The sequence below is a fragment of the Marvinbryantia formatexigens DSM 14469 genome (assembly GCF_025148285.1).
Classification (GTDB): Bacteria; Bacillota; Clostridia; order Lachnospirales; family Lachnospiraceae; genus Marvinbryantia; species Marvinbryantia formatexigens.
In genome coordinates this window covers 1,193,390-1,208,699 of the sequence record NZ_CP102268.1, presented here as the reverse complement: position 1 = coordinate 1,208,699, position 15,310 = coordinate 1,193,390, and the positions used below count along the sequence as shown (strand labels likewise).

Here is a 15,310-nt window from a genome sequence, read left to right as displayed (position 1 = left end):
ATAGCAGGTGCGGGAGCAGACAGCCCCCGCACCGGTTTCCCATATTCTTGTTAATCGTTTACAGCCGCCAGTTTTCCCATGACAATGAAGCGGCTCGCGCCTCCGGGCGTACAGGTGGAAAGGGTCAGCACCTTGTCACTGGAAGTCACCGTAACATCGGTTTCAATGACAGAACGGCCCGCCATTTCAGAAAGCCATGTGGTGTAGGCCCCGTCATCCTTGAAGCTAAGCCTCCAGGGGGAAGTGTCGCTGCCGGACTCGCTGGGTTTTGCTACAAACGCCGTGAAAATTTCCACGACATAGCCGCCGTCAGGGGTGACAAGATACATCTGCGGGTGTCCGTCATAATAGCTCTGTTCGTCATACTCATTCAGCGTGGCGAACATGGAGCCGTCCCGCATATTGTGGCCGTAGATAATGGTATTGCGGTCCGAAAAATCCTCCTGATTTTCATAATCCGCAAACAGGCAGCCCGTCTTATTATAGGTACCGTCATACAGGTGGTGCAGGTAATACTCGTTGTCGTCTGTCTGCGTGACCGGGTAGTTAATGGCCGTATCAGGAAGGGTAAGCCACCCGATGATGTCCGGCCCGGTTTCCCGGAGCGCATCAAAATCCACTGTGGGGAGGACCACAGAAGGGTCCTCCCCGGCAGGTTCCGTTTCCGTATTATCGTCCTCCGGCGCTTCGGTCTGCTCTGGCAGCTCTACATGGGAAGCAATGTCCTCATAGGCCCCGGCGCTCTCGGAATACTGGTTAAGGTCGCGTACCATCAGAAACCCGCTGCCAAGTGCCAACAACCCGCAGAGGGAAACCACCGCAATACCAACAACTTTTCTCTTTGGGGTATTTCTGCTGTACTTGCCCTTTTTGAAATAGGCTGCGGCAAACAGCCCGCCGCCAATCACAGCCAGCGCCAGGAGCCCGCCATACAGGAAAATGAAATTGTCATCCCCAGTCTGCGGTACCGCTTTATCAGGGTTAGATGGTGTGGACGGATTGGACGGTGTTTTCGGATTATCCGGGTTATCCGGGGTGGTCGGTTTCTCCGGCTTTTCATTGAAGAACTGGACCGTTGCGGTTTCGTCTGCCTTGATCTCCACGGTGGCAGCGTCAGGAATGATATAGTCCCTGCTTGCCCGGTTGGAGATTTCCGTTACGGTATAAATGCCAACACGCAGCCCTTTGACCTCGATCACGCCGGATTTTGGGCTGGTAAAGGTCTCACAGTAGGAGCCGTCTGCGCTCTTGACCTCAAAAGCGAACCCATCCTTGCGCCCGTCACTGGAATCCTTTGTAATCTTCAGGTTCCCGCGGTACGCCTCATTGGTAAAGCCCCGTCCGGCCTCACCATTTTCCACAACCGCAACCTGGCCGTCCTCTGTGATGGCAAAGTAGTAGGCGTTCCCGTCAAGCTGGTAGCCCTCCGGTGCCTTGCTTTCCTTCACAAAGTAGCCCTTTGCCAGAAGGCCCTCCGCGGTATGGTAGCCTGCATCCGATTCTTTCAGTGTGCCGATCTTCGTATCTTCGGAATCAAATTCCTTATTGCCGTTGGCGTCCTCATACAGATCGAATACCGCGCCGTAGAGGAAACGCAGGAAGGTGTTGTTATCTTTGTCCTCTTTCTTCACAGAAGAAGGCTCGTCTACTGCCTCGGTTTTCATCACCTGCACGCTGCCGCGGATCAGGGTATTTTCCACTTTGATTTCAATGCGCTGGCCGTCCACACCGATATAGATATGGTGCTGCTGCGGGCTTACCGTATAAAGTGCCGGAGAGGAAATTTCCTTTACAATCCAGTGGCCGTAAGGGATATTCTCAAAGGCAAAGCTGCCATCCTCGGCAGTGGTGACAGTAAGCAGCGCATTTTCCTCGGTAAATTCTTCCGTGTCCGGCCTGAATAATCCCATCAGTGCCCCGGACAGCTTCACATCTTCGCCGCCCTCCGGGTTTTCGCCGACTTTCACGCCGTCCACACGCCCGCGCAGCAGGTCGTTGGAAACAACCTCGCCTTCATTTACAAGAATCTGCACCAGCGCCGCCTCCTGGCCGGCATACTCAAAGACAACCGGATATTCGGTATCAGAGAGGATATAGGCGTTGTTTGTGGTGCGTTCCTTCACATAGTAGCTGCCAAAAGGCAGGTCGGAAGCAAAGGAAGCGTCATAGCCGCCCGCCTCATTCGGGTCAACGGAAACCACCTCTAAAAGCCCGCCAGCCGGAATTACGCTGCCGTCAAGAGCCGTCAGGTCTGCGGAAGCATACAAGCCGAAAGAAATATCTTTGTATTCCTCATTCATGCCAAGCCCAAAAAGATCGTCCGTTTCCAGTGCTTTGAACAGGCTCACATCCACCTTCTGACGCTCGTCATAAAGTCCGATGGCGGTCTGCGTTACTTCCACAGTTTCACCCGCATAAGTAAGCTCGGCATATTCCGGCTGGGTATTTAAGACCATCCCCTCCGGCGCCTGGCGTTCCTCCAGACGGTAGCGGCCCAGATAGAGAAGCCCGCTCTGGGCGGTTCCATCCTCCCCGGTGGTAAGGGTTTCCACAACCGTATCTTTTGCCGCCCTGAGCGTTCCGTCACCGGTATAAATATCTTCATCCGCGATCACGTCATAGACTGCGCCCGGCAGCCCCATGACCTCATACACCGGCTGGTACAGACCATCGTTTTCCTGGACGGAAGCGAATACCTCGCCGGTCTTGGTGATGGTAAGCTGCCCCTTCTGCGGCATATTGTACTGCGTAACCGTGACAACGGCCTCGCTGCCGTCAATGGTAAACGGCACCGGCTCGCTGGAAAGTACATACCCGTAAGGCGCCGCCACCTCGTAAAGCTCATAATCCCCGGTGTGCAGAGGCTCCGGCAGCATCAGCCAGCCTTCATCCGATACATAGAAGGTATCAAGGGTTTCCGGGTTCGGATAGTAAATATCCTGGGTGACAAATTCCCCGGTAGACAGGTCCTTGATCTGGAAACCGGTGCCCGTCATGGGGATAATATTGCCGGTCTCCGCGTCGCATTTCTCCACACGCAGCCTTGCGGTAATGGTGCGGTTATTCAGGATATAACTGTAAGTCTGTCCGTTGGAGGAAATAAAGACCGTAAAATCCGGGATAAACGCTTTTCCTTCCTCGCCGGAAACCTGGTGGATCGTATAATGGCCGTAAGGGAGCATTTTGGAGGAAGCGAAGCCGTCTCCATCGGTGGTGAGCAGATCACGCTCGCTTTCCTTTGCCGCATCATAGTTGCCTGCCGCCTTCAGGTAAACCTCAAAGACCGCACCGGCCTCCGGGCGTTCAATGACGCCCTCATTGGGTTCGTCCGTATTTTCATCCCCGGACACATCCGGGTCCAGGTCGTCCGTATGCTTCACCAGCTGGATATTTCCATAAATGACCGTTTCCGTAACCTGGTTTTCCGTGGTATTCAGTTCCACTTCATACAGGGTCGGGGAAGCGCCCACCTCATAGACCGTATCGTTTAAGAGGTAGCCGGTGCTGGGATCAATCTCCCTCACCGTCCAGTTATCACCGCAGACATAGTAGCGGGTCATAAAGCTGCCGTCCGGCCCGGTGGTGTAGGTGTCTACCAGCTCGCCATTGTTATAAATGCCATAAGTTGCACCGGCAAGGGTGGCGTCGCCCTGGGCGGTGCCGGTATCAGCGTCGCTCTTTACCACATGGACGCGGAACTTTTTCAGGATATTGCTGAAATGCACCGTGGAGGTCTGGCCGCTTTCAATGGTGACATACTGCGCGGAAGGGGTCACATAACGGTCCACCGGCAGCTCTTTCACCAGATAAGTGCCGGGCAGCAGCTTTTCTTTAATCTGCCCGTTTTCTCCGGTAGTGACGGTTTCATCCACTTTATTTCCCAAAATGTCCGTGCCTGAAATTTGGAAAGGAATCCCGGACACAATACCGTCCTCACTGGTCTTGACAATCTTTGCGGTGCCGTAGGTTTCGGTCTTGATCTTTACAAAGAAGGAAACCGGGTCGCTGGCGCCGGTCATCATAGTCTGGTAGCCGGGTCTGCCCCAGATCAGCATGTCATTGGCAACCGGAATATTCTTTCGGAATTCAAAGGTGACGGGGTCCATAATCATGTTCTTACTGGTGAACGTGTACTTGTTCCCGCTTCTTGTGACGGAAACGCCGCTGCCTTTCAAAGTCTCCAGGTCGATTTTCAGGTTATTGGTGTCCGTGACAGTCAGGGTATAAATCTTCTTTTCCGTGTCCCATTTCAGTTCCAGCTCTGGTGCCTCGCTTTTCTTCGTGGAAGTAAAAGAGGGGATCGTGGAATGGGAGGCAACCTGTGACAAAATCCAGTTATAGGCTTTTTCCGCAGGACGTCCGGCAATCACACTGAAATACTGGTTGGCATCTGCATGGCCGTTCCCGTGCCGGCTGTATGGGTCGCTGCGAAGCTGCTGCTGGCTCTCCATAGGCTTCATCCGGGTCAAAGCCTTCGCCGTAGCCGTCATCCTCGAAATCTTCGTCATCCTCTGCCTGCTGCTTCGGACGGACGATCTTTACATAATAGCCAACGCCGCCTACCGCAAGCAAGGCAACGATAATAAAGATAATCGTGCCGGCGCTGCCGTTGTCCTTTTTCGGCGGTTCGGTCTGTGCGAGTTCCTCTGTTTCTGCAGGTCTTTCCTTTCCGGTGCAGCCTTTGAGGTCATTCTTGCAGACCGAGCAGGCGGTATTGACTTCGCCGGCTTCGCATTTATCCGTACAGGTGCAGACGTCCTCTGTTGGAATCACGCTCATGGTGCCCTCGTTCTTTTCCGCCAGAGCCATCAGGTCAGCTTCGGTAACACCATTCAGGAAGTAGACGTTGTTGTCGTCACGCTTGCCGTCAATGATAAGATAGAACACATTTCCGGCCTCGGTGGTGATCGTGTAAAACTGCTTATCGTCACCCTCGCCAGTAGCTTCATCCAGCACTGTGCCGGTTCCCTCCGGGGTAAACGCGCCATCCGGGATAGAGGAAGTGGTTTCCGTTTCTTCCTGGGAATTGGAGCTGCCGCCATTTGTGCCGGAGGCTGTATTGCTGCCGGTATTGGTACCCGCATTAGAACTATTCCCGGAAGCATTACTGCCTGAATTGCTGCTTTGGGCGTTATGATTGGTACTGCCGGAAGAAGCAGCCTGGACCTGTGCCGGTTTTACCGGCTTGCTGCTCTGGTTCTGCTGCACCGTTTCCGCAGGTTTTTCCGTGGGCGTCGGTTCCTCATAATAGGGATTTTCAAACTTCACGGTCTTTGAGCGGTTCCCGGCATAATCCTGGGCATACACGTTTACCTGTTTTCCTGTGCCGGCATAATCCTTTAAGGTGACGGTAGCCGCCCCATTGGTCAGGGAGTTGATACGGTTCCCGTCCACAAAGACCGCTTCTACGCCGGAATTGTCGTCGCTGCTTTCTACTTTCAGCGTACCGCCGTCCAGAGAAGCCGCAAGCTCCGGCGGTGTGGTATCTTTGTCCCCGGCAGCATAAGCCGTCAGGGGCAAAGCGATGGCGCTTATGACAAGCACAAGCGCCAGTAGCAGAGAGATTTTTTTAGTCCTCATTCATGTCCTCCTGTTTCTTAAGCGGGCCATCTCCGGACGGAGCGGCCTGCTGCGATTTCAGAAATTCGGCCAACTGCTGGGGCGTCAGATGGAAGCTGCGGGCAATCGCCACATAGTCGGTGTTCTCCAGCTCCGTTTTCTGTTTTTCCAGGTCGCGGAGCCTGGCCTGCATCTCCGCAATCTTGTTTTTTGTCTTGTCGATCTCTTTCTCCAGTTTTTCAATCTTAGGGTTCAATTTATTACCTCCAATCTGTCAGGGCAGACGCCCAAATGTATAAAAGTGCTGCTGCCAGTAGCTTGTGTTGATGTTTGCGTAGGAGATCGGGTCCCCACAATGGATCATCATCCCGTTACCCACATAGATTCCCACATGGCTTGCGCCGCTGGTATTGTAGGTCCCCTGGAAGAAGATCAGGTCGCCGGGCCTTGCATCGGCGCTTGATACTGGCGTACACACGCCTAAAAGCCCGTCTGCGGTCAGGCGTCCGAAATTCCAGCCCACTCCACAGTGATTAACTACCCAGGAAACATACCCGGAACAGTCAAAGGAAGTGGAAGGGCTTGCGCCTCCCCACACATACGGATAGCCTAAATACTTTTCAGCCTCCGCAAGCATAGCCGCAAATTTTTCATCCGCAAGGGCCTCCGGCGGTACATCATAATTGAAATAATTCCCCCCGCCGCCTGCGCCTGCTGCCGGCAGATGCCGCTCGCTGGTATCGCCGGTATCGGCAAAATACAACGGGTTCCTATACTGTCCGTCAACCAATACCTCCAGGTGCAGGTGCGGCCCGGTGGAGTTTCCGGTGCTGCCGACCTTTGCGATCACATCCCCGGCCTTTACCTCCTGTCCGGCAGATACTAAGATTTGTGAACAGTGGCCGTATTTGGTGGTAAGGGAGTACCCCTCGTAAGCCTCGCCCTCAATGGCGACGCACAGGCCATAGCCGCCCGCGTTTCCTGCCAGCGTGACCGTGCCGTCATGCCCGGCCAAAATTTCCGTGCCCTGGGGCATCCCGATGTCAACGCCGGTATGGTAGTTCTTTTCCCCGCTGATCGGGTGTACCCGGTAGCCGTAGTAGCTGGTGACATAGGGCAGCCAGTTGGTGCCAAACACATTTTTCACATACTGCCGGTTTCCTTTGGTCTGCAATAAAATCTCGCAGATTTCTTTCTGGTCTGCGTCCATGCGTGAAACCACCAGGTTTTCAAGCGGCATGGAAGTAAGCGTTACATTTAAGATGTGCCACTCATAAGGCACTTCTTCCTCTGTTTCCTCGCCGGTCTCCGGGTCAATGCTTGTTTCTGTCCGGTAGCGGATTTCCGTTTCCTCCGTGAAGGATAGGGAATACTGCCCGTTAAAAAGCTCCCGGAGGACGCTCTCGATCTGTGCATAGGTGAAATCCTGATACGCAGAGGTGAGATACCCCATTAAAACATAAGGATCATGCTCAATGGGGCCGATATTATAGCGGTACTCGTCATAACCGGGCCGGTCCGATTCCACACGGTTGATCTGCATCTGCAGGTCCGTTTCCCACTCGGTATATATAAGCTCCGCATTGTTGATGTCCGCGTCGTCCGCCAGATAAGTAGAGGCGGCAAGGCTCCCCAGCCCTCCGGTTCCAATATTGGAAAAGGAAGAAAACAAGGAAGCGATCAGGAAAAATACCAAAAGGAGCAGGATCACGATTCCGCATAGAACCGGGTGGCGCTTGACAGCGTGAACCACACTTGCAGCAATCTTTTCCGTGGTAACGGCGGTGTCCTTTGCCCGCTTTCCCGCTTTTTTCGCCTCTCTGGCTGCTTTGGCATACTGGCGTTTTAGTTTTTGTTTCTGCCACATCCGGGCAAGAAGATTTTTCTTCAGCTCCGGGTTGTCCTGTAATGCCTGCCGGTAGGCAAGCCGGGCATTGGCCCTGGCTGATTTCTGCTGTAATTTTGCCACCCTGCGGTATGGCGCGGTCTTATGCCTGTGATATGCCATGCGCAGCCCCGACTCGCTTACAAGCTCGGTGCGGTGGGCCGCTTTAATGCCGACATTTTCATTCTCCGCCTGGTAGATTTTTTTGTGGGCGTAGCCAACCGCCATATTTGCGCCGGCCTTAACCGGGCGCATCGGAACAGAACCCTTTACATGGGCCCGTTGTGTTTTAACCTCCTTTTCAAATTTCAGGCGTTTTTTGGCCTTACCCGTATCAGGATCAGAAGATGTTTCCATCCGCAGCTTACGGCGGGCAGGCAGACGGTTTTCCGCCTGCTCCAGTTTTTCCGCTGTCCGTTCCGCTTTCCTCCGGGCTTTGGTGAGCTTTGTATCTTTTGCCTCTGGTGGGAGTTCGTCAGCGGTAAATTCCAGCTTGGAAGGCCGTTTTGGCTCTCCTTCGGCTGCCTCCGGTGGTTTCTCCTTTGGTTCCTCGGATTTTGCCGCCTCCTGGAAACGCTGCTGGTATTTGTTGCCGTGCTGGTGCATCCGGGAACGGCGATCTGTCTGGATGGATTCTCCTTGCGTGGAGTGCCCTATATCAGAATTGCCGCTGTCAGAATCCTCACGCCGGGAATCCACATATCTGAAATCCCTCCGGCGCGGTTCCGGTGCAGAAGTTCCCGGTTCCAGAGGGTTCCGTGTTTCAGGTGCCCGTGCCGGCTCATGGTCCATATCCCTGCTTTCCAAATGTTCCGGTATGGAAATATCCGCCTGCTGCGGTACATCCGCTTTGAAAGGCTGTGTATCATCCGCTGCCTGCTGTGCTGCGGTTTCATACCTCCGGCTCCGGGCCGTTCCCAAAGAAGAAGGGGCATCCCTGACCCGCAGCAGGTTAAAATCCTGTTCGCTCTGCCGGGTGTCCATCCGTTCCTCCGCATGGGAATCACGGACCGGCATCCGGGTATCTTTCTTTTTCCTCTGAAATTCTTTTTCCCGCGGCACTGTTATCACCTCCAGTCATTTTTATTTTCGGGAATTTATGCACCTGCCACTTCATCAGGCCGTGTTGTGAGTACGCTGTATAACAGGGTGTCTTTCGGAAAATGATCGACAAAGGGGATAATCACATTTCCGAAAAACAGAAGCCCCTCGCCGGGACCGGAATGGGTTACATAAGAAAGCTGGTGCGGGGAAATTCCCAACTGTTTCGCCAAAATCTGCCGGTCCCCCTGGGCTTGGTTCAGCATGTAGATAAAATCCGAGTTCTCAAAGATATTCTCAATCTCACGGGAGGCCAGCAGGTCTTTCACATTCTGCGTCAGGCCGCTCGGTATGCCGCCCCATTTCCTGAACCGTTTCCATATCTCCACGCTGAAACTTCCGGTCTGCCCTTTCAAAAGGAGATGGAATTCGTCGATATAGAACCAGGTCGTCTTGTGCTTCGAGCGGTTGGCGGTAACACGGTTCCACACGGCATCCTGCATAATGAGAAGCCCGATCTCTTTCAGGGCCTTGCCCAGAGATTTGAGCTGGAAGCAGAGTACCCGGTGGTTGTTCATGTCAATGTTGGAACGGTGATTGAACACATTCAGGGAGCCATTGACGTAGATTTCCAGCGCCGTAGCGATATTCTGCGCCTCCGGCTCCGCCTGTTTCAAAAGCAGCTCATACAGGTCGCCCAGGACCGGCATATTCTCCGGGCGCGGGTTCTGCAGGTAATCCCGGTACACAAGCCTCGTGCAGCGGTCAATGATGGTCCTCTCAATCGGGGAAAGCCCTTCCTTGCCGCCGATAATCAGGTCACACAGCGACAGGATAAAATCGCTTTTCAGTGTGATGGGATTTTCATCGTCCGAATAGTCCAGGTTAATGTCCATCGGATTGATATAGTTGGTGGAAGTCGGGGAAATGTCAATGACCTGCCCCTGGGCTCCAAACTGCTGTACCAGAGGCCCGTACTCATTTTCCGGGTCTGCAATAATGATGTCATCCTCCGTCAAAAGGAACACGTTGACGATCTCACGCTTGGCAGAGAAGGACTTGCCGCTGCCGGGCGTTCCCAGGAACAGGCCGTTTGGATTCTTTAAGTTCTTGCGGTTCGCCATGATCAGGTTATTACTTAATGCGTTCAGACCATAATAAAGAGCCTCGCCCTCCTGGAACAGCTCGCAGGTCGTAAACGGCACGAAAATGGCGGTGCTGCTGGTCGTAAGCCCACGCTCAATTTCAATCTGGTTCAACCCTAAGGCAAGAGAGGACATAAGCCCCTGTTCCTGCTGGTAGTCCAGACGTTTCAGGGCACAGTTATATTTCTGCGCAATACCGGAGGCAGACAGAATATCATTAAACAGCTTTTGCCGTTTGGAAGCGATATTCTCCACCAGCACCGTCACAAGAAACATGCGCTCATTCCGGCTCTGCAAATCCTGTAAGAGATTCTTTGCTTCTTCGCCGTAGGTGGCAAGGTCGGTAGGTATGATGTCCATGTCATACCCGGCACGGACCGCTTTCTTCTGTTCCTCAATGGTCATTTTCTGCAAATCGGACATCTTGCGCTTGATGTTCTTGATCGCCTGGGTCTGGTCAATGGACTGGATATGCAGGTTCACCGTCACGGCGTCGTCCAGGTCCAAAAGCTCCGCCAGCAGCCGGTCCGTCAGTTCCGGCGCTAAAATCTGCAAAAAAGACACCGCCCCGGAATGGTCGGCCACCCGGAAGGTCTTTCCGTCATTCGAGAACGACAGGCCGGAGGGCGCAATAAAATCCTTTGTGGAAAGCCCCGTTTTCGGCAGGTCCGCCCAGGTAAAATGAAACTTTTCCTGCCCGTCCGGGTGTAGCTGGCTGTGAAGGAGCTCCAGGCGTTCCAGCCCGTCTAACGGCTTTGCCTGCGCTCCTAAGGCTTTGAAATTTGCCAGCACGTCGGCCTCGATCCGCTCCAGGCGCATCTTCGCGGTGCGAAGGTCGTCAGCCTCAATGCCGAAGGTGATATATTTCCGCTTTGTAAGGCCGTTGTTGCCTTTTTGGAGCTGGCTCTTTAACATATCCCCATACTCTCTGCGGATTCCGTCATATTCGTCGCCGCGGATGGGAATGTCGATACTGCGGGCAAAATCCTGCATATTGGCCCGCTGGTTGATGAAAGTAAGCTGCACATGGATCGAAGCGTCAAAATAATTGAGGAAATCACAGTAGCCCTCAAAAATCTGCGCTTTGTCATCCGCCTGTGCAAGCTGGTAGTTAATATCAAAAAACTGCACCGTCTTGGTGTAGAGCTTATCCGTCAGCCGGCAGATTCCATCCCGGTACATTTCCTTATAGGGAATACTCTGCTGGACCGTCTGCGGGGCGTCCGTTTTCAGCCCGGCAAAAAAGCCGCCCTTTTTAGGCGGCCTAGTGCGGACAGTCTTATTTCCGCTTGTCTTTGCGTCGGCCCTGGTCTTTTTTGCCTGCCTGATGTTTCTTTGCAGACGTTTTTCCTGGGCCTCCTGCTGTTTGGTTTTTGGCAATCCTCGTAACCTCCTTCTTTGACATGGATTTATACAGGTTTTCCGTCCGGTATGGCCGTTTCTTCGGCCAGAGCTTATGGCGGAGCCTGTTTTTCAGAAGTTTCTCCGCCGGCTGTCCGTCCCGCTCATACATGGCGAAAAAGAAAAAGGGCATCATAAGCCCGATCATCAACAGCACTGCCGCCGAGTTGCCGATAGCGCCGCGGGTAAGGAAATATACCGGCAGCCCCACCAGTGCGGCCAGGCTGAAACAAATGAGCTGGCGCTTCGTCAGGTTAAACGCCAGCTTGGTCTTGACTTTTGTTAAGTCTTTGGGTACGGGTACATAGGGCATGTAAATTCACCTCCATTCATGCTGTATCTTACTGATTTCGTTCCTGCATCGTGACCGTGGATTCCACTTCATTGCCCCACACATCCCAGCCGGGGGTCTGCTGTCTTGCAAAAAGCTCTACCCTGGGCTGGTCGCCCATGAGCTTCACAATCTTATCCCGTACCTCGTCCGGCTTTTTGCTGTGCTGCTCGATATGGGAGATCACAAACTGATGGATTCCCGCGCACTGGCGTTTCGGGTGCCCCCTGGTCGCCAGTAAGCACACCTCCGCATTAGAGCGGGTCCAGAATCCCATCCCATAAAACCAGGAATCCGCTTTCCGGTTCTGTTTCAGCCAGAGGAAGGCCAGCGTCTTATATTTGAATCCCCATGCTTCGATCACCCGGAAGGCTTCATTGAGCTGTGGGAAGGTGGCCCATAGAAAAAGCGCACTGTCTCTGGCCGCAAGGTCTGTAACCGGCAGTGCGCATATTTCTTCTATGCTCATGGTGGGGTAATGGTTTTCCGCCACCCCATTGCCGCGTTTCATATCGTAACGCCAGGGCGGGTCTGCGTACACGATGCCATATTTTCCAGCCTCCGGCATTATCGGGCCTGCTCATTCTTGGCGGGAGCAGATTTTGCCGGCTGCGTCTTGACCTTGCCGGCATTATCCTTCAGGGCACCGGTCAAGGAAGGTTTCTCCGCCGCTCCCTTTGTCGCTTCAAGGGTGGCCTGCAAATTTTCAATCGCCTGGCCGTACCCTTCGATCAGGGCGTCGTTAAGCTGCCTGCGGAAATCCGCCGTCACCGGCCAGCAGACATCCCTCCATTTTCCCTGCTTATCCTGGGTGGAAGGCATGTTGACATACAGGCCGTTTTCACCGGAGCAGATGCGGAAGCCGTCAATCTTGAAACAGTCCCCAATCGTCACATTGGCGTAAGCCAGCAGGTTCCCCATCGGGGCAATCGGGCGCACAGTTACATCCAGCTTCAAGCTTTCACCCGTCTGTGCCTCCGGCTGCATGGGTTCGTTGTTTGTCTTACTCATATAGAAAAGTCCTCCTTCTTGTTAAAATATAGGTTGGTTACACGCTAATGCGAGTTAAAAATACTTTTGGATAGCGAGCCTGTCTTAAACAGGGCAAAGGCCAGCAGGACCGTATAGCCTGCCGTGCCCCAGATTGCGCCGTGAATGTCGCCGGAAGAAGGGATTGACTGGACCAGCACCGCATAAATTGCAACGCAGACCAGGATCAAAAACCCCTGGAAACCTAAAGCAAACAGGGAGCGCAGGTAATTTGTCCCCATCTGCCCCCATTCACGGTTTGCCATTGTGGAAAAGGGTATGGGTGCCAGGCTGACTGTAAGATATATTTCAATCATACGGCCATACACAATGACAAAGATCACGATGGACAACACCCACATGCACAGGTTGATAATGTTGGTCTCCAGCCACAGGCCGATCAGCTCCCACATCCCCATTGCTTCAAGCTGCGTTTCCAGGTCGGCCAGCGCAGCGGTGACGTCCATGTTCCCGTTTATCACGCCGGCGCTCTGGCTCACCACATTCTGGGCGACGTCAAACACCGCCATGACGATAGTAAAGCAGTTGGTGAGCAGGTATGTGGCAACAAAGGTTTTGAAAATCCACTTGAAGATGTTGAACGTATCAAAATCGTGCATGTTGTTCTTTTCCAGGATCATCTGGATCAGTTCATAGACAAGGACAAAAGTCAGGATAATTCCCGCAATGGGAATGACGACGGTTTCAGAAAGATTCTGGATCATGCTGAACACGCCGCCATTCCAGCCCTGCGGTGTCTGTCCTACCTGTGAGGCCACATCCGAGACCTGGCTGTTGACGGACTCAAAGATACCGGTGTATTGTCCTGTAATCGCTTCGATTAAGCCCTCTTTAATCCAGTCTGTTATCCGTTCAAACAGACTGCCCATTGGCTATTAACCGAACAGGCCGGAGAGCAGCGGGATCAGCGTGGCACCCACCAGCGCAATGCCGCCGCCAGCCATAAGCTGTTTCATGCCCTGGGATTTGGCACCAGGGTTGTCATTGCCATAACCTTCCAGAAGGTTGATGACGCCCCATGCGCCGAGGCCAGCGCCCAGAGCAATAACCAGGATTTTCAGGGTATCAATCGCACTTGCAAAAAAAGCCATAAAGTTCCTCCTTTAATTTAAGAAATATTGTTTTTGTGTTGTGGCCATATCAGGCCGGAAACGAAAAAACGCCCCTGTGCTTCAAGAACATTTACAAAAAGCACAGGGGCGGCAGAGTTCAGGATATACCTGAAAAAATATTCAGTTGTCAGGGAGGGGCACGAATCCTCAATAAAACCTCCTTCCGGTGAAAAGAAAAAGCCCGTCAAAGCCAGAAACCTTAACAGGCAGCTACATCATCATATAGCCGGAGCCTCCAAATCCTCCGCTGTGACCTCATAATTACGGTACAGCTCGCCGGGACGCATCGGCATTTTTGTAGATAAAAATTTCTCAATGTCAAAAGCGTTCTTCTCATTGAAATCGGAAAGCAGCCGGTAATTTGGGTGTCTGGTAATATCGTACTTCCGGGAGAGGAAAGGGCGCACGCCTCTGATCTGCAGCAGACATTTCCCACCGTCCATGACGGCCAGCTCGTCCACCGACATCAAATCCTTTCCCAGCTTCTGAAAATTCTGGCCGTGGGATTCCTGGGTGCCTTTCGTGACGCTGGTGTTATACATGTCGATGGTCTCTTTCCCAAGCAGGGAGTTCCAGCTTTTCAGCGTGGTTTCTTCCTTGCCTCCCAGGAAAAGGGAAGCGTCACAGTTGCCGATGATGGTGTCCATGTTGTCCTTATAAAGCGCCTTTAGCTGGCTCTGCGCCTGCAGGACCAGACAGGCCGAAATCTCCCTGGAACGGATCGTTGCCATCAGCTTTTCCAGGTTTGGAATCTGCCCGATGTTGGCGGCCTCGTCGATCAGGCACCGCACATGTACCGGCAGCCTGCCGCCGTACTTGTCATCGGCACGCTCGCACAGCAGATTGAACAACTGCGTATAGGCCATGCTGACAAGGAAATTGAAGGTCGCGTCCGTATCGCTGATAATAAAAAACAGCGCCGTTTTCCTATCTCCAACCAAGTCAAGCTCCAACTCGTCATACATAGTGATCTCCCGGACTTCCTTAATGTCGAAGGGGGCAAGTCTGGCACCGCAGGAAATAAGGATAGATTTTGCTGTCTTGCCCGCCGCAAGTTTGTATTTTTTATACTGGCGTAAGGCGAAGTGGTCCGGGTCTTTCTGTTCCAGTGCGTCAAAGAGAAGGTCAACGGCATTTTTGAAACTTTCGTCATCCTCCCGGACCTCCATAGCGTTTATCATTTCTACCAGAGTGGAAAAATTCTGCTCGTTTGTGGGGGCCTCATAATAGATATAGCCGATCAATGCTGTGTAAAGCAAAGTTTCGGCCTTGACCCAGAAATCGTCGCCGGATTTTCCTTCTCCTTTGGTATTTGCGATCAGCACCGTTACCAGTTTCAGAATATCCTTCTCATTGTGAATGTAAGCAAAAGGGTTATAGTGCATACTTTTTGAAAAGTTGATCGTATTGAATACCTTGATCTTATAAGGCTCATACACGATTTTTCCATTCTTTCCCCGGACCGGGTTGCCGTCCTTATCCAGTTTCGGTGTGCCGCGGCTTAACAGCTTTCCCACCTCAATCAAGACCGTACCTTTCGGATCGGTGACGACATAGGAGCTGTGCATCTGCATAAGATTGGGCTTGATAAAAAATCTCGTCTTGCCAGAGCCGGAACCACCGACTACCAGCACATTTTTATTGCGGGCATGGGCCGGATTCTTCGGCCTGCCGGACATCATAAGCCCCTCGGTCTGCGTCAGGATAATGTTGTTTTCCGGTTTCGGGTCTATAAAAGGGGCAATATCTGTTTTGTTGCCCCATGAAGCGTTTTGTCAAGTGCCTT

Annotated in this window: 10 protein-coding genes and 1 pseudogene; all 11 read right to left on the bottom strand. The window is 52.9% G+C overall.

The genetic code is table 11. From position 1 onward, the window contains the following. Nucleotides 1–50: 50 nt before the first annotated feature. Entirely contained in the window at nucleotides 51–4,451 is a 4,401-nt protein-coding gene (gene srtB / locus NQ534_RS05970; RefSeq protein WP_242655333.1) for a class B sortase, read from the bottom strand. Next, entirely contained in the window at nucleotides 4,336–5,580 is a 1,245-nt protein-coding gene (locus NQ534_RS05965; RefSeq protein ID WP_006861298.1) for a DUF4366 domain-containing protein, read from the bottom strand. The genes srtB and NQ534_RS05965 overlap by 116 nt, the downstream gene beginning before the upstream one ends. Then, nucleotides 5,570–5,815: a DUF4315 family protein gene (locus NQ534_RS05960; protein WP_006861297.1), complete on the bottom strand. Its 246-nt coding sequence runs from the start codon at nucleotides 5,813–5,815 to the stop codon at nucleotides 5,570–5,572. Before NQ534_RS05960 ends, NQ534_RS05965 begins: the two co-directional genes overlap by 11 nt. 18 nt (nucleotides 5,816–5,833) lie before the next feature. After that, complete coding sequence (locus tag NQ534_RS05955; protein WP_040782642.1) at nucleotides 5,834–8,506, bottom strand: CD1108 family mobile element protein; 2,673 nt, start codon at nucleotides 8,504–8,506, stop codon at nucleotides 5,834–5,836. Nucleotides 8,507–8,541: 35 nt separating this feature from the next. Next, the gene (locus NQ534_RS05950; protein ID WP_375339236.1) at nucleotides 8,542–10,971 is read right to left on the bottom strand and encodes a VirB4-like conjugal transfer ATPase, CD1110 family; all 2,430 of its coding nucleotides are present in this window, start codon (nucleotides 10,969–10,971) and stop codon (nucleotides 8,542–8,544) included. After that, nucleotides 10,910–11,344: a PrgI family protein gene (locus tag NQ534_RS05945; protein ID WP_006861294.1), complete on the bottom strand. Its 435-nt coding sequence runs from the start codon at nucleotides 11,342–11,344 to the stop codon at nucleotides 10,910–10,912. Before NQ534_RS05945 ends, NQ534_RS05950 begins: the two co-directional genes overlap by 62 nt. Nucleotides 11,345–11,372: 28 nt before the next feature. Continuing rightward, on the bottom strand, nucleotides 11,373–11,930 hold the full coding sequence (locus NQ534_RS05940) for an MT-A70 family methyltransferase (RefSeq protein WP_006861293.1): 558 nt from the start codon (nucleotides 11,928–11,930) through the stop codon (nucleotides 11,373–11,375). After that, a complete protein-coding gene (locus tag NQ534_RS05935; RefSeq protein ID WP_006861292.1) occupies nucleotides 11,930–12,373 on the bottom strand; it encodes a SpoVG family protein in 444 nt (147 codons plus the stop codon). The genes NQ534_RS05940 and NQ534_RS05935 overlap by 1 nt, the downstream gene beginning before the upstream one ends. Before the next feature lie 44 nt (nucleotides 12,374–12,417). Next, nucleotides 12,418–13,281 (bottom strand): VirB6/TrbL-like conjugal transfer protein, CD1112 family, encoded by an 864-nt coding sequence (locus tag NQ534_RS05930; RefSeq protein WP_006861291.1) that lies wholly within the window; start codon nucleotides 13,279–13,281, stop codon nucleotides 12,418–12,420. Between the two features lie 6 nt (nucleotides 13,282–13,287). After that, nucleotides 13,288–13,503: a Maff2 family mobile element protein gene (locus tag NQ534_RS05925; RefSeq protein WP_006861290.1), complete on the bottom strand. Its 216-nt coding sequence runs from the start codon at nucleotides 13,501–13,503 to the stop codon at nucleotides 13,288–13,290. A 239-nt stretch (nucleotides 13,504–13,742) separates the two neighbouring features. Beyond that, a pseudogene (locus NQ534_RS05920) lies at nucleotides 13,743–15,296 on the bottom strand (VirD4-like conjugal transfer protein, CD1115 family); the annotation flags it as partial. Between the last annotated feature and the right edge of the window lie 14 nt (nucleotides 15,297–15,310).